We start from the raw sequence: 21055 nt of genomic DNA, 5'->3' as shown, positions 1-21055 counted from the left end.
ACGGTTCTCGCTAACGTTCAAGGAAGTCGCTGGCTTCTTAAAAAAATCAGCATATCTAACCGACGCCCGGCAACGGGCCGTCCATTTCAACCCTAAACGGGGGAATCCTCCGTTTAGGGGTTCCTCCGTGTTTTAGGAGGAGCTTATGCAAAAGCGTACAGCCACTGCCAGGCGGGTGTATCCCGGCGTGGAGCAGTTCGATATCTTCGTGATCGATTGGGACAAACTGCCCCAATTCACGGAACAGGAATTCAGCGAGTTGCGGTATCGCTTGCTGTTGGTGATGTTAGGTTCGCTCAAAGACGGACGGGTTTCGGCCGAAGAAAAGTCGGAATCGCGGGAATGGTTAATGAGCGAGGACCTGACGCCGTTTTCGTTTCGCGCTTGTTGCGAATCGGAAGGGGTTGATTACCTGGAGATGCGTGATCTGATTTTGGATCACTTGAAAATGTAACTTACCAACGCATCCCATGTTTCATGGGATGCACTTCTATCGACGGCCTCGAGGAACGGTTCGATGAGCCCAATGGAACATGCTAAACAGCCTGGCGCCGAGACCGAATCGGCCGGCGAGACCCAGCCTTTCAAGATCCGTCGAGTCAAACCCCCTTTTTGCGATCCCGGTTACCACCATCCGGATGTTGCTTGCCCGGTGTGCGGTACCGGCCACTACGCCGATGACGCTGCCGACCGTTCGATCATTGAGGAAGCAACATGAGTCATTATCGCGTCGGAACGATCGAATTCACTGAGGACCACGGCCACCTCCAGACGATCTTGAAACAGGCCTACGCCAACCAACAACGGCCGTTGTGTTTATGCACGGCTCAGGGTGTCGAGCTGTATATTGCCTTTGCTTACGACCGCTATTGGTTGAAACGGATGCCCAATTCCGGCGAGCGGCATCATCCGGGCTGTGATTCTTACGAACCGCCGGCGGAATTGTCCGGTCTGGGACAGGTATATGGATCGGCCATCAAGGACAATCTCGAGACCGGCATCACCCAATTGAAATTCGATTTTCGTTTGGCGCCAGGTAAAAGCCGAACGCCGGTCGCGCCTGTCGAGGGCGAGGAAGCGACCAAGCCGACCAGCATCAAGGCGTCCGAGGCCAAGCTCGGCCTGCGCGGTTTGCTGCATTATCTGTGGGAGCAAAGCGGTTGGCAGCGCTGGACGCCGGCGGCGGATTCCCGGCGCAATTGGTATGGGCTGCGCAAAGCCCTACTCGAAGCCTGTGCCGGCAAAGTCGCCAAAGCGACGGCCTTGGATCGGTTGGTGTTTATCCCGGAAACCTTCAGCCTGGACAAAAAGGACGAGATTAACGCCCGAATCGCCAAGGACTTGGCGTATTCGGACAACCTCAACCGCTTTCGTGTGCTGATCGGCGAACTCAAGGAGGTCAAGCCGGCCCGATTCGGGCAAAAGCTCATCATCAAACACCTGCCGGAGTACCCGTTCTATCTAAACGATCAGACCTACAAGCGCGTAGTCAAGCAGTTCGATACGGAATGGTTGTTGTGGCGGGGTAATGAGTCCAGCCGTCTGATGGTCATTGCTACGTTCTCGATTCGGCTGGGTGGCTATCCGGAAATCGATCAGCTCAGCCTGATGAATGTTTCTTCGCAGTGGATTCCGTTCGAGACGGCCGAGGAACTGGCTTTGATTGACTATTTGGTGGCTCACGGCCGTTCATTTTCAAAATGCCTGCGCTACAACCTGGCCAGATCAAAACCGCTGGCGGCGGCGGTGCTGGTGGATACCGACACGCCTAGCGCGGTCTACGTGGGAGACACCGCTGCCCATGACGAATCAACCGCCGCACTGCGTGACATCATCGCCGAGAGCCGAACCCCGTCGCTGATCTGGGATCCTTTACATCAGGCCTTGTGCGAGGCATGAGGACCGATACGATCATCGGCGTGGTAACGCTGCATTCCGCGCCGGACGACGGCGGATGGTTTTGTGTCGGCAACTTCCAACCTGTGCGGGTCACCGCCGGCGTAAAAGCCTGGATCGAAACGACCGACTTAACCGGACTATTGGCGGCGGTGGTGTCTGATCTGTTACCCCTCTCCGCACAGTATCCCTGGCTTAGAATCGAGTTGGTTTACGGCGCCGGACTGGCGCAATGGTCGGTGACCGACGGTGAGGGTCGAGCGGTGATGGAGACTGCCGTGGCGTGCTCTACTCCGAACGTCGGGCGGCGGTTGTTCTATTGGGCGGATCGGGTTTTCATGGTGGCCGACGAATATTGAGTCAGCAAATTGAGTCTGGGCTGTAACAGTGTGTAGGCGCGGGAGCACCAATCATGACACATCAAGAAGCAAAACAAATTCTAGAGCAATCGGATGCAAAGATCAGTATTGATGAAGATGCAGGAACGGCAACAATCGACGGCGAACTTACTATTGAGGAACTGCACGCTGTTTTGCAACTGCTTGAGTACGGCGCATAAAGTAGAGTGAATATTATCATTTGAGTGCCGAATTATCAAAATACAAAGAAGGTGTATCGCTCTGATCTATCCAACGTGTAGATTCGATGAAGTCCTCGTATCCCTAAATTAATACCACCGGTTTGGCTATTGCATATTCAATTATCCGTGCGATGTTTTTTTCGTGAAATGCACTGACCACCTTAATTCATGCAATAGGAGAAGACCAATGGCAAGCGCAAAATCCAAAGCGACCCAATTACCGAATTTAACGTATTTACCACTGGATAATATTTCAATCCAAGAGGGGTTCAATCCCAGAGTTTATTTTTGCAACAACGAAATGCAGGAATTAATCGCATCGATTAAAGCCGAAGGCGTGTTGCAAGCCATTATCGTCCGACCGCAACCGGGCGGGGACACGTATTGGGTCGTGGCCGGCGAGCGGCGGTATCGGGCCGCCGTCGCGGCGGGAATGTCCGACATTCCGGCCGTGGTGCGTCACCTGGATGACAAGCAGGCACGGCTGCTGGCCACCATTGAAAACACCCAGCGAGCCGATATGAGTCCAGGGGAGGAAGCGGTCGCCGCCAGAAATGTGCTGAGCGATTGCGGGGGCGATAGAGCGGAAGCATTACGGTTGTTAGGCTGGTCCGCTCAAAAGTTCGAGGGGAGGTTGCTGCTGTTACACGCTTCCGTAGAGGTCTTAAATGCCCTGACGGCACGGACGATTAAACTGGGCCATGCCGAGCTACTCAGCCAATTACCGACCGACTTTCAAAATGCGACCTTGGAGAAATTGCTCGAGCATCACTATTCGGTGGCCGAACTGAAAGTGCGACTTAGCCAATTTGCCAGACCGTTGGCCAGCGCGATTTTCGATACCGCCGACTGTGCGGCCTGTCATCACAATTCGCGTTTGCAAGCGACGTTGTTCGATGAGCATGTTGAAGAAGGCCGATGCGCCAACCCGGATTGCTTCTATCAAAAAATTCAGGACACGGTTGAAATGCGAAAGCGCGATCTGCAAGACCGGTTCGCGGCCGTGTTCGTCGACACCGAAAAGCCGCCCCACAGCTTCACGGTCGTCATGCAATTGGGCCAAACCGGGGTCGGTAAAACGCAGTTGGAAACCGGTTGCCGCCAATGCCAACATTTCGGGGCGTTGCTGTCGACCAACCCCGATTCACCGGGGAAGGTCACCGAAGATTGTTGTTTTGAGCTGGACTGTCACAGCCAGAAAGTTCAGCACTATCAGAAAAGCCTGTTACCCCCGACTTCCTCCAAGGCCAGGGCAGGCGCTCAGGCGGCCAGGAACGTAGCGAGCGGTGCGGGTCACCCGGACCCAAACGATCCGGCTAAAAAGCCAGCCACCGCAACCAGTGCCGCCCCGCCGGGTAAAGTGCTCGAACACATCGAAGGTTTCTTCCGCGATACCAGCGCCCAGCACATCGGCCAACACCGGCATGCAAAGTTGTTGGTTAACAGTTTTGCCCTGTACCGACTGATACAAAGCACCTTTCCCAAGGAGGCCTTGCCGGCCGTTCCCGCAACGACGCCAGCGAGTTGGCCAATGTTCGGCAACCTACGCGACTTCATCGACGCCTTCGGTGGTCTGAGCGTTGAAGAAGCGATGGCTTTCAACGAGCGAATGCTGATGCACTTGCTGGGACAGCATGAGCGGACGAATACCACAATGAGCAAAGGGTGGGCGATGGGTTCGGCCGGGGTATGCCGGTTTATGGGAATTGCGCTCCAGGAAGCCTTTATCGTGACCCGCGAGTTTCTCAGTGGCTTTACCAAATCGGGGATGGAGGGCTTACTACGGGAAGCGGTCAATGGCAACGGGGTGGGGTTTGTCCGATATTACGAAGGCCTCAACGAGAAAAACACCTTCGCCAACCTGATGAAACAGAAAAATGGCGAGATATTGGATGAGGTATTCAGTTGCGGCTATGACTTTGCCGGATTCGTCCCGGCTTGCGTTATCCAATTCCTGGGAGAGGATAAATCCGTCGCCGTTACCAACGCCACGCACGCGGTCACGACAACCATTGATGCTTTAGGGTTGCAGGCGACCAACGATACCACTGAGCTGGACTGGTTCGATGACGATGACGAGCGCATCGCCCATCCTGGCTACACATTCGACCCTGAATTAGAGGTTTAACCATGTTTGCACAGTTCGAAGCAATTTTGGGCGATGGGGAACGCGTCGACTTCTCTATCCGCCGGCAAGGCGATCGTTTGACGGTATTAATTCAACCCTGTTTCAAGGGACCGGAACCCGCGATCGACGACCCGCAATTGGAACAGGTCAGAGCCGCACTGTCGATGCCGCTATGCGTCACCGATACCGCCGCGAATCTGGACCGGGAGTTTCCGTCCTCTTTGTTGCAATACGTGGGCGGGGTATCGGACGGCAAAACAGCGTTGAGTCAGGCGCTATCCCGGATCAAAGAAGCCGGGAAAACGGCGACAACGTTGGTGGCGCCGAGCACGGCAGGGGAGGCCCAGCCCACCGAAGCCACCGCCGAGCCGCGCGAAAACGGCACGGCGGCGATTGGCGCCCATTCTTCAACCGCTAGCAAAAGCTTATTTTGAGGAACACGACATGACCGATGCCATCGTTATCAGACCGACCCGCGTCTTTAAAATGGGCGCTATCCGACTGGAGGACCCCAACCCGACGTTAGCGCCCGCCGAAGCGGTCAAGCTTTATGAAAAAGCCTATCCGCATCTGGCCCATGCCGAGCTGGGCGAGCCGCAACTGATCGGTGAGGAATTGCACTTTCCCATCAAGACCCATGACGTTAAGACCAAAGGCTAAGGCGGATCACCTCGCCACGTTGCGCCAGTGGGCCAGCGAAGCGGCCACGACCGACGACAACCCGACACCGGAGGTGATGCCATGCTTTTTATTCCAACTTCGGAAAAAGCACCGTGGGAAGCGCTCGGCGCTGACCCAGGTCGACGCGCGAACCTTGCCCCTGATTTGAACCCGATGTTCAGGGAAATCCATTTGGACTTCGACTTACCCGCGCTGGTCAGCGAGATGGTCGAACAGCAATCGATCGCGTTATTCCGGCAAAACAGAGCGGTGTACAGCACAGCAATCCTATTGGCGCATGAAATGGGGGTGGTTTCGCTCGACGAGGTTGACACCGGCTTTGCTGGCGGACCGCCAGCCATCACCGAGTTATACCGGGAAAGCTTGCAGCGGATCGATGGGCAGCTTAACGCGCTCGCTCAAGCGGTGGTTGGCGAGGATGACGAGGCGTTCGAAACGATCGGTTTCGAATTCAGGGAGCGGGATCGCTCCCTGAGTGACGGGCGTCACCATCAGGTCGATCTGGTATTGGCGGTCAATCCGCGTTTCACGCCGTTGAACTTGGTCGAGATAGCGCTGGATCTGGCGAAGGTGGTCATTGGCTGTCTTCACTATATCCAACAAGCCGGCGGAATCGGCCTCTGTACCGGCGACATTCAGCGGACCGGCGTGGGGTTCTATCTCGACGAGGAACTGACCGCACTGCAAAACGCGTTCAATGCCGGCGAGGCCGGCAGCGATCGGGAGTTGGCCGAGCGGTTTCTCGAAGAAGCTCGGCCGCCGTTCAACGAAATCACCGATGAGGTCGATTATTTGGAAGAGCGTATCGGCTTGCTACGGCAGATTATCGAACACAACCCCGAGAAGGCTTTCGGCGACATACCCGATTTGAAGGGGATTCGCCGGTTTTTTAAAGCCCATAAAACGCAAGCCGTCTATGTCGACCATCTCTGGTGGCCGTTCATTGCCGAAACCCTGGCCTTTAGTCGGTTTGTCGAAAACATTAAGCGGCGCCATCCGCCCGAGTTTTCGATCTTCGAGGCTGATTTCTTTTATAGCGATTGCGGGATTGGCATCGGTCATGCGGTGGGTTTTGGCTTCGACTGGGAGGAAGAACTCGTCGCTCAGCTATACGAAGATATTGCCAATGCCGGCGAAACGCCGATGAGTCACATGGTGGTAGACCCGCTTGCATTAAGCGCGACCGTTGAGAAACTGAGGATACTGGCTAAAGCGCGAGGTTTACTGCGGTTGGCCGAAATCATTGAACTCACACAGCAAGATTACGATGACTGAATTTTTTGCACACTGCGTCGAACCGTCCGCCCGGATTCAACCGTGGACCGCCATCGTCATACACGAGTTGAAACACCAGGGGGCAGGCCCCTATAGCAACGGCACAAGCCAACTGATCGCCTCCGCGCACGATTTTTTCAACGACGGTGCCGGCCAGCCGACCGTGGGCGCCGGCCGGTTAATGGGCCGTCACGACCTGGAAAATTTGCTGCGGGAAATCCTGAATCGCACGGCCAGGAAAGCGGAATTATTGCCCGCGTCGGTGGTGTCGGTCAGCCATACCCATATCGCCTGGACCACGCCGGCGGCGGTGCGGCCCATGTTGTTTAAACCGGTAGGCTTGTCGCCGCAAACGCTTAGGGTACCTTGGCCGCGCTTGCTGATGGTGGCGAACAGTCATGGGCAGCTCTCGGTCGCCGCGCTCGCCAGTCGCCGGCCGGTCGCTGCCGGCTCGAAGCTTTACCATGCCCCGCTGATGAATGTCGACCAACAGGGTAGGGTGTGTACCGGTAATGCGCTGTTGCCGGGCTATTGCGATGGCGGCAGCTTACCGGCCTGGGAAGCGGTGATGTTCGAATCGGCCTTCACCCACGTCAATCATCCGCACAGCCTGAAAACAGGGCAGCCAAAACGGGTGGTCGAAACCAAGGACGCCTTTGGATTCTGGTCGGACTTGGCCCGGCAACCCGTGGAGCGATTCCCGAACCGCGCACTCAATCCGCTCAAGCTTTCGGTCACGGATTTTATCAGCCGACACGCCTAGATCGCCAACGATGATAACGGATACCTATTTAACCGATCCGCGCGACCGGATTTTATTTGGCGAAACGCCGACCTATCTGCAACCGCTGTTCGGTGACAAGCTGCCGGCGCCGGCGCTGGGCAAGCACCGCTTTGTGATGGGCCAGGAAGGCGTGGTGCTGGAAGCGGTGAATGAGGTGCTCGAGGTCAGGCTCCCGGTGGCCCGCTCGATCATCCCATTGCCCTACGGCGCGCTGGGTGAGCAAGGGATTCGACTTCGAAACGGGCCAATACCGAGACCAATATTAGAAACCATCGAGTACAAGGCCGCATCGGCGTGCCCCAACGAATGGGCGGGCTGGGTGATTTGGGATGTTGTTCAGCAGCGCTACGCGCTGTTCGAGCCGGCGATCCTCAGCGTCGGATCGGGGCATGTGTCGTATCGCAATCGGATACCCCGCCACGCCGTGCTCGTTATGGACGTGCATTCGCACGGACTTCATCCCGCGTACTTCTCCGAAACCGACGATCTATCCGACCAACAAGGGTTTTACGTGGCCGGCGTGATCGGCCACTGCCAGGGGCCAAAAAGCTACGCCTCCCGAATGAACGTGAATGGACATTTCTTCGATGGCGTGGATTTCAGATCACTGTTCCAATGACAAAGGCGATGGCTTTGACCATTCGCAGGACGATTTTATGGGGTCACTATGAGTCAAACGCATTTTAATTTTTATACCCCGACGGACTGGTTGGATAAGCGCGTGAAAATCGCGTTGATCGGTATCGGCGGCACCGGATCGGAAGTGCTGACCAGTTTAGCTCGCATCGATTATGCGATTCGCGAATTAGGCCATGAAGGCTTCCATGTCACCGCGTGGGACGGCGATCGGGTCGAGCGGCCCAATATCGGCCGGCAAGCGTTCTACCCGGCCGATTTGGGCCATAACAAGGCGGTATTAACCATCCAGCGGATTAATTTTTTGTACGGCCAGGATTGGGTCGGTATCCCGGACATGTTTGGTATCGGCCGCGATAAGCCGGAAGCTTTCGATCTAGTAATTACCTGCGTGGACGTGGCGCAATTTAGAGCCGATTTGAGCCAAGCGTGCCGGTCGAAATATTGCCGAACGCTTTGGTTGGATACCGGTAATGGGTCGCACACCGGGCAAGTGATATTAGGTCGTTTATCGCATCACGCCGAGAATCCCATCACGTTGCCCTCCGTATTCGATTTTCACCCGGAATTGGAGGGCATGGAGGATCACAATACGCCGTCTTGCAGTATGGAAGAAGCATTAGCCAGCCAAGAATTACCGATCAACCGGGCGATCGCCAATGTGGCCATGCAATTGATTTGGGGCTTGGTCAGACAAGGTGGATTAAACTGGCAAGGAGCTTATCTTGATATTACAAAAGGCTCGCAGATACCGATTAATATCGTCTAATTCTTTCTCGGACAATGACTATGAACCGGTTTTATCGTATAGTATGATGCTCGTTTATTCCATGAATAAAGATTCTAATGTGCGATATTTATATGGAACGCCACGATGAGGCATCGAATGTCCATCGATTCTATACCTTGACCGTTTCGCCCGGTATTTTTGACAATTGGTCGTTGGTGCGTGAATGGGGACGAATTGGATCACCAGGAACCGTGCGCTCTAACTGGTATCGTTCGGAAGAGGAAGCGGTTACTGCTAAAAATGAGTTACTCAGCGCAAAACAAAAAAGAGGCTATTTATTAGTGGGAATATTTTGCTAGGCTTTTTCCGCTTTGAAAGGATTGTGGCAACATGCAATCTGTTTTTTTAACTGTTATCGATCTAAGGAAATGTAATGTCTGTGTTTGAACTTGAAAGTAAATCGGAAGCTGAATTAACCCGTCTTATTCAAAACGCGAATCAAGAACTTCAGGCGAGAATCAACGAGAAGCGTAAGGACGTGATTCGCCAAATTCGCGCGTTAGCCGACTCCATCCAGGTCACCGTGGAATTGATCGAGATTTCCGGCAAGGGTTCGATCGCCAGCAACAGTAAGGTCGTGGCCAAATACCGTAACCCGGCCAATGCCGCTCAAACCTGGACCGGTCGCGGCGTGGCGCCAAAATGGATGCAGGCATTGCTGGAGGCCGGGCGGGACAAAGCAGAGTTTGCGATATGAGATATCCGGTCAATGCGCGGTGCAATGGGTCCCGATACGCGTAAAGATCGACGTATGACCAGGCGCCGCACGTTCTTGGTGTCGATCGGCGTGATCGTCTGGCTGGGTCTAAACGGCTGCACGTCGCATATTACGCTAAAACCCGATGCCGACGATAAGGCAAAGAATTACGCGGCCTGCCGGGAACGAGCCGATAGCCTGTATGCGGTGACCCCCAGGTACCCGACCCATAGCCGCTATCCTTGGCGGACCTATTCGCCGTATACACCGGGGTTTCGGTTCAATATGGGGGATAACCTGGACGACGGCGATCTGGATGTGGCCGCCGTTGGGAAATTGCCCTGTTTTCGGCAGTCGCCGCCCGCCGGCGTCGTACTCGACGAACGCATCTGGGGGCAGATTCTGAGAGAACGCGAGTTTTTGACGACCGGCGAATATTTTCAAATGCGCGCTCTGTGCGGCGATCGGTACCAGTTTCTCGATGAATGTCCGGAATATCAAATCCGGGCTGATTTGTGCCAAGAAAAAGGCCGCAATTGCAAGCTTGACATGACCGATCTCACCGACGAAAACCGGAAAATTGCGATGAATGCCTATTTGCGGAGCTTGCTCATTAGAACCTTGCGCAAGGAAGGGCGCATCGATGATAAAGGCCACATCATTCGCGGTAATAGGCCAAATTACCTTCAATGAATAGAGAGAAGGACTGATGAATCAGAATACAATTTCTAAACTGAAAAGAGTCGCGCCGATTTCTTTGATAGTTGCCATATTGTTCGCCATGCGCTATGGCTGGACGTTATTTCCCACCATAACCTTGATGCTATCGGTATTGGTATTGAGCCTAGGTAACTAGCAAGCTGGCGATTTTGATGCACGCCTTATGCTGTCCTCGATAATCCTTGCTGCCTCAGAAGCTATCTTTCCGTTTTAAAAATTCGGTACACGTCGGCTGTCCGTCACTGCCAATTTGCCATTGTGCAGGATAATCATCCTCCTCGATTTGATACAGGGCAGTCTTGCCTGGAATTGTGCAATGCGTTTCCAATTGACACCGCCAACAATATTCCGACATGAATAGATCCCCTTCCGTCCCGTTGCTGGGACGGTATTTCTGGCCTGCATCTTCTTTTAGTATTTCAGCTTGATAGTCCGGAAACATCGATACCTCACGTTGACCAACGGTTTAACACCCAGTGAATTTCCTTGAAATTAATCTTGTGGCCTGGAATGAAGCTTTCGGTCTGCCCCGACTGCGCCAGGCCGGACGAACCAATGTCGCCAATGCCTTGCAATCGCATGTTTTCTCGAGCAACCTCGAAGCCATCGGTATAGCGCACCAGAATCTCCAGGCGCTTTAACGAGTCCGGCTCAATGTCCTTGGGTAAATACAAATCGCAGCGGCCGAACCCGCCGGCCCTGGCCACCCGGCCGCGAATTTGATGCAAGGTATTGAGGCCAAGCCGTTCCGGATGCACGATGACCACGTGGCGTAGTCGTGGTAAATCGATACCGGTCTCGATCGCCGTGGTGCTGATAAGCAGGTCGGCGTCGTTGTCCCGCATCGCCTGCACGGCATTCAGTTTGTCTTGATCCGACAAACGGCCGTGGATATAGCGCACGCGGCCTGGAAAAACCGCATCCCATAGTGTAAAGGCTCCTTCGGCCGATTTACGGTCTTTGACCCACTCCGTTGACGACTCTGCCAAGGGGTAGACGACCAGGGCTTGATGGCCAGTCTGGATAGTACGCTTAAGGGATTCGAACAGCGGTATGCGGTGCGCTTTGGTTAGTAATCGGGTTTTAATGGTTTTATCGACATGGGGCCTGGTTAAGCAGGAAACGGCCATGCCGGCAAAGGCCACTAACGCCGCCGTTCGCGGAATACAGGTCGCCGTGCAGTTAAGAAAATGGGTGTGCTCGCCAATAAGTGACCGAATTTGAGCGAGCCCGAACTTCTGCGATTCGTCGCAAACCAGAAAATTGATTTGCTTATTCGGCGGCAGACGATGCATGAGTGCTGTGGTACCTACCATAAAGCGAGCTACGGATGCCGTTTGCGCTTGGTTACCGAGGATCAAGGCCGGTTCGAGATCCGGCCACCACCCAGCAATGGCTTGTTGCGTTTGCACGGCGAGCGGCTGATTCGGGCATAACCAGGCTACCGTGCCGCCGGATCGAAAAACCGCGGCCGCGGCGGCGGCGGCCACATAGGTTTTTCCGAAGCCCACGTCGGCGGACAACAAGCGGTTCATCGGGGTGTTCGAACGCAAGTCTCGGCAAATATCCTCGACCACTGCTTGCTGCTCCGGGGTGGGTGTTAGGGCGGCTTCCGAGAACAATTTAGCGGGCAACGCCGGGGAGATCGATATGGCCGCATGTCCATTCACTGGCCGTTGCGCCTCACGTTTCGCACGACTCAATACATGGCCTGTCGCCACCAGCTTGAGCAATTGAATCGCTTTGCCGCCTAATTCCACTGTCGCTGGCTGATGGATGGCAGTTAACAAGGCGGAAAGCCTGCTATCCCCATTGCCGTTGAGTACCAAGCCGATTTTTTCCGATTCTTCGGCCACGCTCCAATTCAGATCCTCCAACAGCTTTTGAGCACAGGCCGGTATCGCCTCCGGCAACAGGGCTTGCATCGTCTCGAATACCCTAGCGGAATGGATGACGCGAGGTTTTCCTGGATAAACCGGTATCACCCGGCCCAATTGGGTTTCATCCACCCATTCGGGATTTTTGAGTTGCGGTCGACCCGAAAAAAAACTCATCGTTCCGGTCATGGCCACGGTGCTATGTTGCTTGTCGGCCAAAATGGGTAGTAGGTCTTTCGTCCGACCGAAAAAGGTGGCTTGTACCGTTAACCCTGATGTGTCGACCAAGGTCACAATCATGCGATTCGGAACGCTGTCCCGCACGACGCGATACTCCGTTAATACGCCACGAACCACACAAAACCGCCCTTCTAACCAGACGCGAAATTGTTCGACAATGGCTGAATCGCGCAGATCGATATAGTGTTTAGGCAGTAATAATGGTAATTGCCAAAACTCCAAAATACCGAGCGTATTTAATTTACCGAGTGGTGTCGCGTTCATAGAGAATAATGCCCTGCTAAAACATAACTCAATCTTCTCACGACTTAGCAAGATTGCAACGGCTAGTTTTTGATGTTCCTTTTTTACGTGACGGACAAATACTTTGTAGTGAACGTTCAGAATCATTACCCATACCGATCCTGGTTTTTATTCTCTATTGCATATTCACAGAACGCTATTAATTTAATCGCAAAACTGGCGTGGTCGTAGTCAGTTGATTCACTCCCCCTTATCTTTTTAGCGAGCGTACCATGACTTCAAACAATCCGTTGGTCGAAGAAAAACACTTTCCATTTTATTCAGGGCCAGGCGTGGCTTTTATCACTCTGTCGACGAACGATCTGTGCTTTCAAATCCTGTATTGCCCCTACATGCTAACGAATCACCCCGTGACCACGGGCTACCATCCTTTGCAAATTCGATTAGTGAAATGTTTTATTGGCGAAGTGAACGCTAGCGAACCGATTGCTGAGTTTGTCTCATTATTGGATGGATTTGAAGGGGCGAAATCCATCGTGCATTCCTTGATAAACAGCCAGCAGATATCCCCATAATACGCGGTTGCATTATTGAGATGCCGTATTAGATTGACTTCATCATTTAGAAAACTAAGGATAATTTAATGACTTCGCCTTCAAGCCTTGAAAAAACGATGACCGATCGATTGAATGAAATGGTCGAATCGCGTTTCGAGTTGATTAAAAACGCGCAATTTTTGTCTATTTTAGGCATCGATAATAAAACGACATCGCCTTATTACATTGGTCATTGTATAGAGTCTGTCGCTGAACAAGCGATTAATGAGCTATGCCAGAAACTCACGCGGCAACACGCCAAAGGAACCCCCGCGAGAATTCATGTTGAGACTGGCCTCTACAAAGTGATCTCCGATCGATATAGCGATCATTCAATTCGAGAATATTACATCCGTCATGCAGAAGGTAGTTTGGATGACGACAAACAGTTAGTTTCGGTTTATTTGTCTCACGTTGATTTCGCTGGCATCACCCGGTCCATCGAGGAACAGGTTAAGCATTTGGAAAGCGCTGGATTGTCGATGTTGGCAACGAGTGTGGTCGATGAATTCGGCTTGCGTTATTTGGATCGACATCATTCCTTTCATGCCAAAAACGGCTGGTTCATTTGCCAAACCTATGCGCCGAATTGGAATCATAGTTTTGATAGTCAATGCCAAACCCGCTACAGCAACATTCTCAGTGCGTTTCGATGGATACGGGAAGATGCCGGCATTGATTTAGAGCCCAGTTTCTCGAATTACGTCGACGCGGTAAAGGGATTAACCTATTCCAATGCTCGAATCGAATCGCGAACCGTATTCGGTAAAGGCTCTTCGCTACAAATCGCCTGTTTCAAAGACAAGATCGAGTATCGCTTCACCCGCAGCGCGTTTGAAGCGTTAGCGGCTTTTTTAATGCTGAATGGGTTCGTGCCTCAAGCGACCGCTATTCTGGCCAGAATGAATACCTTGCAGGCGGCATGATGGCGACGGTGCATTTACCCGCTGAGTTAGGGCGGCTGGTTTCCAGGGGTAGCCAGGCAGAGAAACCCGGCTCGCTGGCCGGTTTACATGCGACTCGCAAAGAAACGTTGTCTCAGTTTTTTACGCCGGCCTGGCTTGCTCGTTACCTCTGGGAGGCCATCCAGCCGGCGTTCGATGCCGAAGAACGTTACCGCTTGCTCGACAACAGTCTCGGCAACGCCGGACTATTTCGGTTTGCCGATCCCAAGCGCTTTCATTTGTGCGGCTTGGATGTCGACGAGACGTTGTTAAACGAAGTCATTCGAATCGTCGACACCACCGACTTCGAAACCGATTTCATCGTTGCCGGCATGGAGGCTGTCGAACTGGACCGATTTAGCGCGGCGCTGATTAATCCGCCGTTCTCGATCACGCTATCCAGCCCACATATGCAGGCTTACGAAGGGATCACGCATTACGGGAAACACGGCCCCAACACCTCGGCTTTATCCCATGAATACGCACTCGCTCAAGCCCTAGCCCATTGCGATATCGTCGCGGCCGTGGTGCCGGCCTCTGTCATGGCCTTAGTCGAATCGATCCCGGCCTACCGTGCCCGGCTCCGGGCGGTATTCGTTCTACCCAGCGATACGTTTCAGGCTGAAAATGTCGAATCGGTGAGCACGGTATTACTGATTCTCGGCTCGGAAGACCATCGCAATCCGGCACATGGTCATCGCATTGTTCGGGAAACCATCACACCCGAATCGATACCGCCTCATTTGGAAAATTTGTCCTGCCGTACCCGTGAAGCGTTAGGGAAATCGACCTTCCCGATTCGTCCCGTGTGGGTGGAAAGCCGCAAAGCGGTCGTGACGACGCCGCTCAGCGACGATAAAACGGTGATCCTCAATCGGGCGGGACGCTGGATTAAGCTCAAATTTTGCGATGGCGCCACCGAAGGCCGGGTTATGAATGCCTTGTATCGTAGCCGTCTGTATTCGACAGAAATCCATCGATACCCACGATCGACCCGCTATGCTGGTCAATTTCAACTCAATTTGGATGTGATTAGCCTACAGTCGGATCCTTTCCTGGCTTTGCGCCAGGTCGCGGAAACCATCCGCGCCGCCGGCGGGAAACCGGTTATTTCGCAACAGCTCATCGGCGGCCTGAAAGCGATTCTGCGCGAAAACGCCAAAATGCAAATCCCGTTCGGCCGCACGGCATACCGGAAAGGGGCTCCCAAATTTAGCGCCGTGGCTGGCAAAATGGGTTTCATCAATCCCGCCGAGCCGGCCTCCGTCGTACGCAAAGGCGATACGGTCCAAGCGGAACGTCAGGCGTCGGGGTTTGCTGTCACCACGTCGCGCGGTACCTTCACCTGCGATGAGGTTCGCTTTTTCGATGGATTTCTCCCACAAAGCGAGGTGATCGATGCCGGCTACTGGGAAACAATCTACCCGCCGATCGAGCAGAGCTTTCCGGGCGATATCGACCGGTTAAAAGTCAAGGCCCGCGCTTTAGGCATAGACCGCTGGTTAACCTGGGATTTTCAGCTAGAGGACTTATGCGAATTGGCGTTTAAGCCTCGCGGGGCGATCTGTGCTTGGCAAATGGCGCTTGGTAAATCTCGGCTGGCCATTTCATTGGCCTTATTACTGGAGGGAAGGTCCCTCATCGTGCTGAAGTCGCGCTTAATCGCCGAAATGGAGAACGAACTTATAACATTGGGTATTCGCGATTACACGATCATTCGGGAGAGGGCGGATCTTTCCGCACTTAACAAACTCAATGTCATCAGCTATGAACGCCTAAAGCGCCCTTTTGACCCACGCTATCCGAAATTAACCCTGGCTAAAGCCCTGCGAAAACGGATTAAGAACGTGATTTGCGACGAAGGCGGGCTGCTGGCGAATCAATTTTCGCAGCAAAGCCAAGCGGTTTGGTGCTTGGGCGCCAAACGTCGCTATCTATTCGATGGCACGCCGTTTCCTAACTATGTCAGAGAATCGCAAAGCCTGGCGGCCTTCACCGCCGGTCAGGAGCGAGCCTATCAGCCTTTTTCATTGAAGGGCGGCTTTCTGGAACGGCGATTGTTCACCAGCGCGGAATTTCAACCGACCGGCCGGGATGAATTCGCCAAACGCTATGTGACGCTGGAATGGGCCACCAACGAATTTAAGGACACTCACGAGCGCGGCGCCAAGCGTGAAATACCGAAAATCAACCCGGCCTATCTGGACGATTATCGGGCGTGGGTCGCGCCCTTGGTCAAACGCCGCGTGCAACAAGAGCCGGACGTGGCCAAGCATGTGCGCTTTCCGGAGCCGATACTGCACCCGCCCATTAGGGTCGAGTGGGCAATCGATCATTTAGTGCTGTACATCAAAACCGCCGAGGAATTCGCTAGCTGGTACCGGCAATACGCCAAGGCGCAGCAAGATAGGCAAAAAGCCCTCAATTTGACGATGATCCTCGCGCGGCTGGAAGCCTGTTTCAAGGCGGCCAATACGCCGAGCATCGTCTCGGGCTACGGTCGCGGTTTCGCCGAGCTGACCACCAAAGAGCGGGCGTGTATTGAACTGGTGAAGCAGCAAGTCGAACAAGACTTGAGGCCGATTGTATTCGCGCGCAATCCCTTGGTGCTGCGCAGACTGTCTAAAGCGTTAGACCAATCCGGGATCAGCCATTTGGTGTTTTCCGGGGAGGAAACGATCGACAAGCGAATTAGCCGGCTAAACGACCGCATCCGCAATGGCACCGATCAGGTCATGCTGGCCAGCTTGGGCGTCACACAAGACGGATTGAATTTGCCGATGCTCAATAGTGTGATCTTCTACAACCGCAGTTATAAGGCGAGAGAAGAAAGCCAAGCCATTTACCGATTAATTCGGCCCCAACAAAAACATCCGGTGAATTGTTATTTCCTGGAATTGGCTGGCAGCATCGACGAGTACATGAGTCAATTGGTCTCGTGGAAGAAAATGGCCAGCGAAGCCGGCTTGGATTACGGCGATCAGGTCGACGGCGCCGATTTTGTGCATTTCGACGCGTTCATATACCGCTTCATCAACTCAATTCCGGAACTGAAAGAAACCTTGGCTTGCATTAAACGGGCGGCGTGAGAGGATAACTAAAAAAACCGATCTATTTATCAGAATTATTAAAACCGCTGGTTATGCGGTTGTTCACTTGTACATACGGAGATATGAATTATGTTTTCGGTTAGTTATTATTTCCAACCTGCCACTCGTCTATCAGACTATGAGATGAATAGCGCACACCCTCATAGAATATTGAATGGCGGCGGTTCTGGTGGTGCGAACGATTATCCGGACGAGTTGTGGGCGTGCGCAAAACAGCGTCATGCGGAGGTGTTGGCCTTTGCCGATCAATGCGTAAATAAACCGACAGTCCGGTTTGAATGGAAAAAGGGCTGGCCGGCTGGATATGCTGTTTGTGAAGGTTCGTTTTGCTCCCTTGATGGTCACCCCGAGGAAATATCCATGGCTGTAATACCGGACAACAAAACACCAAGAGTCCGTATAGAAAGTTAATAATGAATGCTTTAAAACCATACAAAACCATTAAAGAAATTCAGATAGTGCCTGATGAACATGGCCTCGCTGAAACCGTCTATATTCGGTTTTCTGGACTCGCCAAGGCCATCACGGCTAAATGCCTCGAGCTTAGAACGGACGAACATGGTAATATCACTTATCTTTTGTTAGATAGGTTGATTCATAGCGGTTCTGATATCGGTTTTGAACTGCGAAAACCTGATCACGATAATATTTATTATGCGGTAAGTGGGTGTTATGTTAGCGAATTATTTAGGATTAATTAAATTTAAACTTAAGAGGTATGTATCTTATAGCGCATTGTCAGACCATTTTAGACGTCTGATATTAGACTACTCGCCTTTTCGCGCCGTTTATGTTGAGAATCACGATTCGATTGGATGCCTTACACCGTGGGCAGCCATCAAGGAAGCAAAGGATTGGAAACTTGATGAAGAACGAATCTGGGAGACGGATTGTGGCGATTTCGATGTACGCTTATTTGGTTTCCTTATTAAACGGTTCTGATGGAATATCAATTATTAAACTCTGTATTTCTATATAAACTAATGAACGGCTAATGAAACTAATAGTTGTTATTCTAATTTCGATTGCTATCGTTTTCGCCGCGTCCTTAGTCTTAGGCAGGCCACCGGAATGGCTGATCGACGGTGCAAATGATAATCCCGTATTAACGGCTATATTCTTGATCTGGTGTAGTTTCTGCTCATGGATGATGACTTTTGTGCCGAGTCGAAGTAATGATTAGGTATATCTATCCAGATGGCAGTGAAGGTAACGAATACCAAGTTGGCGATTTAGTGATTGTAACTCCGGATCACTACAATCAAACCCGATGTGAAGCCGAAATTGAAGCGATAGGTGAAGTAGTTAGCCTATTGCCTTTTATTTACGAATGGAATCGCCACACGGGAACCTATCTTGTTAGGTCTCCCGTGTTTTACGGGGCTGATAAATGCGTTGGCTACCAACTTAGGCCTACCGCAGAAACCATAAAAGTCGCAGAATTAATTTTCGTTGACGTTAAAAATATCCCTAAAAACAATTGAGAATTAATCAGATCGAAGGCAATAGTATAGGGCGAATGCAAGAATTGGAAAATCTGGTCGAGCGTGAAGGTACAGGCTTGGAATTTTGCCTTGGACGGTGAGTTGTTGTGGCTGGGGTAGAGCAAAACAACGAATCATTTTCCATAGATAATTTGGATATGGATAATGATAGATGGATTGGCTGCAGAGGAGTGGTGTCGAAAATAAAAAAACGTTAAAATTCTGATAGAACCAATTGTTATGTTTAGACATTCATATTTACATTACCAACTAAATGATATTCCGTATCGTCGATATTTTTTAAATAATCCCCGGCCTTTCGCCGGAGCGCCAAGGAGAAACCATGAATACAAAGATCAATAACGTATCACATTTAGAAGCTGACGCTTTCTTGATGAATTACGAATATTATGATTATACGATTAGCTTTGACGAGTTTGACGAATTAGACAACGATGGACCCGGTCGATACTATGGAGTAATTGTTTCAGACGAACAGGCTAATATATATATTGACGTTATTGCTAAATTAAAATTAAGCGGGATCGACCCGTTATCTGAATTAGGATTAGCTGAGCGTCTTCGTGCCTCAGGTAAGCGTGAGAATAATTCCTATCGTGAGTTAGTTGCCTTAGCCATTGAAAGACGCCAAGTCGATGAACAGCGAGAAACAGAAAATATACAATTTAATCGCATTACTAGCGGATATTTCAACATCGGTGCTGATAGCTATAGCGGTGAATGGTGGGGGCTAAATAAAAGAGCCGATTTACCTGTATTGTTTTCCTGCAAAGATCACAGGCTATTACAATTGCCTAACGGTGATATTATGCAGATACATAAAGGTGTCACCTGGTCGCGCTGGACTCTGGATCAAGAAATTATCGATGATTACTTGAGAAGGAAGGCTATTTCTGGTTGGCAATACTCAAAAGAATTAGTGCTACTTATCTGCGCTGCTGAAAAAACCGGGCTATCAAATGTTGGTTTATTTAGCTATCTGGGCGGCACAGCCATGATTGACGGTTTTGCTCAATCCGGATTTATCCATAATTACACTGGTGGACACGCCGAAACAGGACCGGAAAAAATTTTGTCTGCGATTAAATTCTTCACTGGAATCAATCCAAATACCGATGAAGACAAAGCGATAATCGCCGAAATTTTGGAGAAGTTGATCCCTGGATCTATCACTGAGATCTACTTGGCGGAATAACAAAAGTCCTACAAATTATCCCAGACTTTTAGCATCAATCCGGCTCACCGCCGGAGGAGCGACAAATGACACACCACAAACACACGGCGCAGGAAATGCGCAGCAAATTCCGAATCAAATCCGAGAATCACCAAGGGCAAAGGGTTGCCTGGGTCAAGTACAACGACACGCTCCGTCTCGGCAGTATCGTCAACAATCAATACGTGCCGCGCACCACGCCGCAAACTATGGCATGGCTGGCAGAGGCAGGTAATGCCGCCGAACTTGACGATTGGCTGACGACGAAACTCGCAACGCCGCCTGACGTAGCGTGGCCGCCAATGGTGCCTATGCAGCCAGTGCCACGAATAGCCGTAGCCTATGCGCCGCCCGGAGCCGACCCTGTCGCCGGTTGGCACTACTGGAGCATCATACCCAACTGGGACACCGAACCTCTTTTGCCGCATCCACAAGCTGGATGGACGGTCTACCGCGCAGCAGATACGACAGAACTTGATTTGCCAACCGGTTGGACATGGGCTGATCCGCTGGACACATCGGCCGACGATATTGCCGCCGTCGAATCATTCCGCAAGACTAAGGCGGAAGAGAATCGCCGAAAAATCGACGCCGGTGAGATCTCAGATGACGACGCCGTAGATTTGGAGACCACTTATCGCTCTGGGTTGATCACGCCGGATACAGTGAGGGCCTGGCGTGGAGACCCGTATCTCGACGAGAATTTATTGCATGCTGCTTTGGCTTGCCATGCTGGCCAAGCCAGCATCGCCGCTGCGGAGCATTTTGATAGCCGGCACCGCAACATCGTTATCCGTGCCTACGGCGACAAAGATAAACAGCGCTGGACTGCGCATACCGGAGTTGGAGGTTTTATGACAATTTGCCCTGGAGCGCCGTCTTACGCGACCAAATCGGAAGCGATAACAGCCGGTATTGCCTGGTGGCGTGCAGGCGTTGTCAATCGGATTTCTGAGATCGCCAAGATGCGCGGAGGCACTTGCGCATGGGGCTGGCGGTTGAATGTGCGGCAATCTCCAGAGATTAGTGTTTACGATTGGAATGGCGAGATCATCGAGGAAAGCGACTAAGACTAAATTAGTCGTTTAAATTTCTGTCGGTTCTTCAATGAGGCCTTGATGATCCCGAGGCCAACTATAT

At 52.1% G+C, this 21055-nt stretch carries 24 protein-coding genes; 23 read left to right on the top strand and 1 reads right to left on the bottom strand.

The features are described from left to right. The first annotated feature begins 145 nt into the window (after positions 1-145). From ACQE3E_RS23340 to ACQE3E_RS23270, 15 genes are all read left to right on the top strand, one after another. Complete coding sequence (locus ACQE3E_RS23340) at positions 146-454, top strand: hypothetical protein (RefSeq protein ID WP_427501776.1); 309 nt, start codon at positions 146-148, stop codon at positions 452-454. A gap of 63 nt (positions 455-517) precedes the next feature. Next, entirely contained in the window at positions 518-718 is a 201-nt protein-coding gene (locus tag ACQE3E_RS23335) for a hypothetical protein (protein ID WP_427501775.1), read from the top strand. Then, positions 715-1899, top strand: coding sequence for a DUF1173 family protein (locus ACQE3E_RS23330; protein WP_427501774.1), 1185 nt, complete (start codon positions 715-717; stop codon positions 1897-1899). Before ACQE3E_RS23335 ends, ACQE3E_RS23330 begins: the two co-directional genes overlap by 4 nt. Next, a complete protein-coding gene (locus ACQE3E_RS23325) occupies positions 1896-2255 on the top strand; it encodes a hypothetical protein (RefSeq protein ID WP_427501773.1) in 360 nt (119 codons plus the stop codon). Before ACQE3E_RS23330 ends, ACQE3E_RS23325 begins: the two co-directional genes overlap by 4 nt. Positions 2256-2308: 53 nt before the next feature. After that, entirely contained in the window at positions 2309-2455 is a 147-nt protein-coding gene (locus tag ACQE3E_RS23320; protein WP_281023442.1) for a hypothetical protein, read from the top strand. Between the two features lie 208 nt (positions 2456-2663). Continuing rightward, entirely contained in the window at positions 2664-4604 is a 1941-nt protein-coding gene (locus tag ACQE3E_RS23315; RefSeq protein ID WP_427501772.1) for a PRTRC system ParB family protein, read from the top strand. A 2-nt stretch (positions 4605-4606) separates the two neighbouring features. Then, the gene (locus tag ACQE3E_RS23310) at positions 4607-5038 is read left to right on the top strand and encodes a PRTRC system protein E (protein ID WP_427501771.1); all 432 of its coding nucleotides are present in this window, start codon (positions 4607-4609) and stop codon (positions 5036-5038) included. Between the two features lie 10 nt (positions 5039-5048). Next, positions 5049-5264 carry a PRTRC system protein C gene (locus tag ACQE3E_RS23305; RefSeq protein ID WP_427501770.1) on the top strand — a complete coding sequence of 72 codons (216 nt, stop codon included), beginning with the start codon at positions 5049-5051 and terminating at the stop codon, positions 5262-5264. Positions 5265-5438: 174 nt separating this feature from the next. After that, positions 5439-6560, top strand: coding sequence for a hypothetical protein (locus tag ACQE3E_RS23300; protein ID WP_427501769.1), 1122 nt, complete (start codon positions 5439-5441; stop codon positions 6558-6560). Further along, positions 6553-7323: a PRTRC system protein B gene (locus ACQE3E_RS23295; protein WP_427501768.1), complete on the top strand. Its 771-nt coding sequence runs from the start codon at positions 6553-6555 to the stop codon at positions 7321-7323. Before ACQE3E_RS23300 ends, ACQE3E_RS23295 begins: the two co-directional genes overlap by 8 nt. Positions 7324-7333: 10 nt before the next feature. After that, complete coding sequence (locus ACQE3E_RS23290; RefSeq protein ID WP_427501767.1) at positions 7334-7963, top strand: PRTRC system protein A; 630 nt, start codon at positions 7334-7336, stop codon at positions 7961-7963. A 48-nt stretch (positions 7964-8011) separates the two neighbouring features. After that, positions 8012-8749, top strand: coding sequence for a PRTRC system ThiF family protein (locus ACQE3E_RS23285; protein WP_281023435.1), 738 nt, complete (start codon positions 8012-8014; stop codon positions 8747-8749). Between the two features lie 92 nt (positions 8750-8841). Continuing rightward, a complete protein-coding gene (locus tag ACQE3E_RS23280) occupies positions 8842-9069 on the top strand; it encodes a WGR domain-containing protein (protein ID WP_281020256.1) in 228 nt (75 codons plus the stop codon). 74 nt (positions 9070-9143) lie between these two features. Then, positions 9144-9467, top strand: coding sequence for an H-NS family nucleoid-associated regulatory protein (locus tag ACQE3E_RS23275; protein WP_427501766.1), 324 nt, complete (start codon positions 9144-9146; stop codon positions 9465-9467). 54 nt (positions 9468-9521) lie between these two features. Further along, positions 9522-10160 (top strand): hypothetical protein, encoded by a 639-nt coding sequence (locus tag ACQE3E_RS23270; RefSeq protein WP_427501765.1) that lies wholly within the window; start codon positions 9522-9524, stop codon positions 10158-10160. 476 nt (positions 10161-10636) lie between these two features. On the opposite strand, the gene ACQE3E_RS23265 is transcribed toward ACQE3E_RS23270, so the two are convergent. Then, entirely contained in the window at positions 10637-12694 is a 2058-nt protein-coding gene (locus tag ACQE3E_RS23265; RefSeq protein WP_427501764.1) for a helicase-related protein, read from the bottom strand. A gap of 125 nt (positions 12695-12819) precedes the next feature. Here ACQE3E_RS23265 and ACQE3E_RS23260 point away from each other — a divergent pair, with 125 nt between their 5' ends. The 8 genes from ACQE3E_RS23260 (at position 12820) to ACQE3E_RS23225 (ending at position 20985) form a co-directional block, all read left to right on the top strand. Beyond that, positions 12820-13122, top strand: a complete 303-nt coding sequence (locus ACQE3E_RS23260; RefSeq protein WP_427501763.1) for a hypothetical protein — start codon at positions 12820-12822, stop codon at positions 13120-13122. A gap of 68 nt (positions 13123-13190) precedes the next feature. Beyond that, positions 13191-14069 (top strand): hypothetical protein, encoded by an 879-nt coding sequence (locus ACQE3E_RS23255; protein ID WP_427501762.1) that lies wholly within the window; start codon positions 13191-13193, stop codon positions 14067-14069. Then, positions 14066-17176, top strand: coding sequence for an SNF2-related protein (locus ACQE3E_RS23250; RefSeq protein WP_427501761.1), 3111 nt, complete (start codon positions 14066-14068; stop codon positions 17174-17176). Before ACQE3E_RS23255 ends, ACQE3E_RS23250 begins: the two co-directional genes overlap by 4 nt. A 90-nt stretch (positions 17177-17266) precedes the next feature. Next, the gene (locus ACQE3E_RS23245; RefSeq protein ID WP_427501760.1) at positions 17267-17608 is read left to right on the top strand and encodes a hypothetical protein; all 342 of its coding nucleotides are present in this window, start codon (positions 17267-17269) and stop codon (positions 17606-17608) included. Between the two features lie 2 nt (positions 17609-17610). Then, positions 17611-17898 carry a hypothetical protein gene (locus ACQE3E_RS23240; protein ID WP_427501759.1) on the top strand — a complete coding sequence of 96 codons (288 nt, stop codon included), beginning with the start codon at positions 17611-17613 and terminating at the stop codon, positions 17896-17898. A 474-nt stretch (positions 17899-18372) separates the two neighbouring features. After that, positions 18373-18681 carry a hypothetical protein gene (locus ACQE3E_RS23235; RefSeq protein ID WP_427501758.1) on the top strand — a complete coding sequence of 103 codons (309 nt, stop codon included), beginning with the start codon at positions 18373-18375 and terminating at the stop codon, positions 18679-18681. A 343-nt stretch (positions 18682-19024) separates the two neighbouring features. Beyond that, positions 19025-19897, top strand: a complete 873-nt coding sequence (locus tag ACQE3E_RS23230; protein WP_427501757.1) for a hypothetical protein — start codon at positions 19025-19027, stop codon at positions 19895-19897. Positions 19898-19962: 65 nt separating this feature from the next. Continuing rightward, a complete protein-coding gene (locus tag ACQE3E_RS23225; protein WP_427501756.1) occupies positions 19963-20985 on the top strand; it encodes a hypothetical protein in 1023 nt (340 codons plus the stop codon). Positions 20986-21055 lie beyond the last annotated feature (70 nt).

Source organism: Methylomonas sp. MED-D, assembly GCF_050276835.1.
GTDB classification, from domain to species: Bacteria; Pseudomonadota; Gammaproteobacteria; order Methylococcales; family Methylomonadaceae; genus Methylomonas; species Methylomonas koyamae_A.
This window is presented reverse-complemented; position numbering and strand designations above follow the sequence as displayed.

What these genes read in the sequence shown, in the direction of transcription:
- ACQE3E_RS23225 (WP_427501756.1), top strand. Translation starts at nt 19,963, where the DNA reads ATGACACACCACAAACACACGGCGCAGGAAATGCGCAGCAAATTCCGA.
- ACQE3E_RS23265 (WP_427501764.1), bottom strand. Translation starts at nt 12,694, where the DNA reads ATGATTCTGAACGTTCACTACAAAGTATTTGTCCGTCACGTAAAAAAG.
- ACQE3E_RS23310 (WP_427501771.1), top strand. Translation starts at nt 4,607, where the DNA reads ATGTTTGCACAGTTCGAAGCAATTTTGGGCGATGGGGAACGCGTCGAC.
- ACQE3E_RS23280 (WP_281020256.1), top strand. Translation starts at nt 8,842, where the DNA reads ATGGAACGCCACGATGAGGCATCGAATGTCCATCGATTCTATACCTTG.
- ACQE3E_RS23290 (WP_427501767.1), top strand. Translation starts at nt 7,334, where the DNA reads ATGATAACGGATACCTATTTAACCGATCCGCGCGACCGGATTTTATTT.
- ACQE3E_RS23295 (WP_427501768.1), top strand. Translation starts at nt 6,553, where the DNA reads ATGACTGAATTTTTTGCACACTGCGTCGAACCGTCCGCCCGGATTCAA.
- ACQE3E_RS23340 (WP_427501776.1), top strand. Translation starts at nt 146, where the DNA reads ATGCAAAAGCGTACAGCCACTGCCAGGCGGGTGTATCCCGGCGTGGAG.
- ACQE3E_RS23320 (WP_281023442.1), top strand. Translation starts at nt 2,309, where the DNA reads ATGACACATCAAGAAGCAAAACAAATTCTAGAGCAATCGGATGCAAAG.
- ACQE3E_RS23230 (WP_427501757.1), top strand. Translation starts at nt 19,025, where the DNA reads ATGAATACAAAGATCAATAACGTATCACATTTAGAAGCTGACGCTTTC.
- ACQE3E_RS23275 (WP_427501766.1), top strand. Translation starts at nt 9,144, where the DNA reads ATGTCTGTGTTTGAACTTGAAAGTAAATCGGAAGCTGAATTAACCCGT.
- ACQE3E_RS23255 (WP_427501762.1), top strand. Translation starts at nt 13,191, where the DNA reads ATGACTTCGCCTTCAAGCCTTGAAAAAACGATGACCGATCGATTGAAT.
- ACQE3E_RS23235 (WP_427501758.1), top strand. Translation starts at nt 18,373, where the DNA reads ATGATTAGGTATATCTATCCAGATGGCAGTGAAGGTAACGAATACCAA.
- ACQE3E_RS23240 (WP_427501759.1), top strand. Translation starts at nt 17,611, where the DNA reads ATGAATGCTTTAAAACCATACAAAACCATTAAAGAAATTCAGATAGTG.
- ACQE3E_RS23285 (WP_281023435.1), top strand. Translation starts at nt 8,012, where the DNA reads ATGAGTCAAACGCATTTTAATTTTTATACCCCGACGGACTGGTTGGAT.
- ACQE3E_RS23245 (WP_427501760.1), top strand. Translation starts at nt 17,267, where the DNA reads ATGTTTTCGGTTAGTTATTATTTCCAACCTGCCACTCGTCTATCAGAC.
- ACQE3E_RS23300 (WP_427501769.1), top strand. Translation starts at nt 5,439, where the DNA reads ATGTTCAGGGAAATCCATTTGGACTTCGACTTACCCGCGCTGGTCAGC.
- ACQE3E_RS23330 (WP_427501774.1), top strand. Translation starts at nt 715, where the DNA reads ATGAGTCATTATCGCGTCGGAACGATCGAATTCACTGAGGACCACGGC.
- ACQE3E_RS23335 (WP_427501775.1), top strand. Translation starts at nt 518, where the DNA reads ATGAGCCCAATGGAACATGCTAAACAGCCTGGCGCCGAGACCGAATCG.
- ACQE3E_RS23315 (WP_427501772.1), top strand. Translation starts at nt 2,664, where the DNA reads ATGGCAAGCGCAAAATCCAAAGCGACCCAATTACCGAATTTAACGTAT.
- ACQE3E_RS23250 (WP_427501761.1), top strand. Translation starts at nt 14,066, where the DNA reads ATGATGGCGACGGTGCATTTACCCGCTGAGTTAGGGCGGCTGGTTTCC.
- ACQE3E_RS23260 (WP_427501763.1), top strand. Translation starts at nt 12,820, where the DNA reads ATGACTTCAAACAATCCGTTGGTCGAAGAAAAACACTTTCCATTTTAT.
- ACQE3E_RS23305 (WP_427501770.1), top strand. Translation starts at nt 5,049, where the DNA reads ATGACCGATGCCATCGTTATCAGACCGACCCGCGTCTTTAAAATGGGC.
- ACQE3E_RS23325 (WP_427501773.1), top strand. Translation starts at nt 1,896, where the DNA reads ATGAGGACCGATACGATCATCGGCGTGGTAACGCTGCATTCCGCGCCG.
- ACQE3E_RS23270 (WP_427501765.1), top strand. Translation starts at nt 9,522, where the DNA reads ATGACCAGGCGCCGCACGTTCTTGGTGTCGATCGGCGTGATCGTCTGG.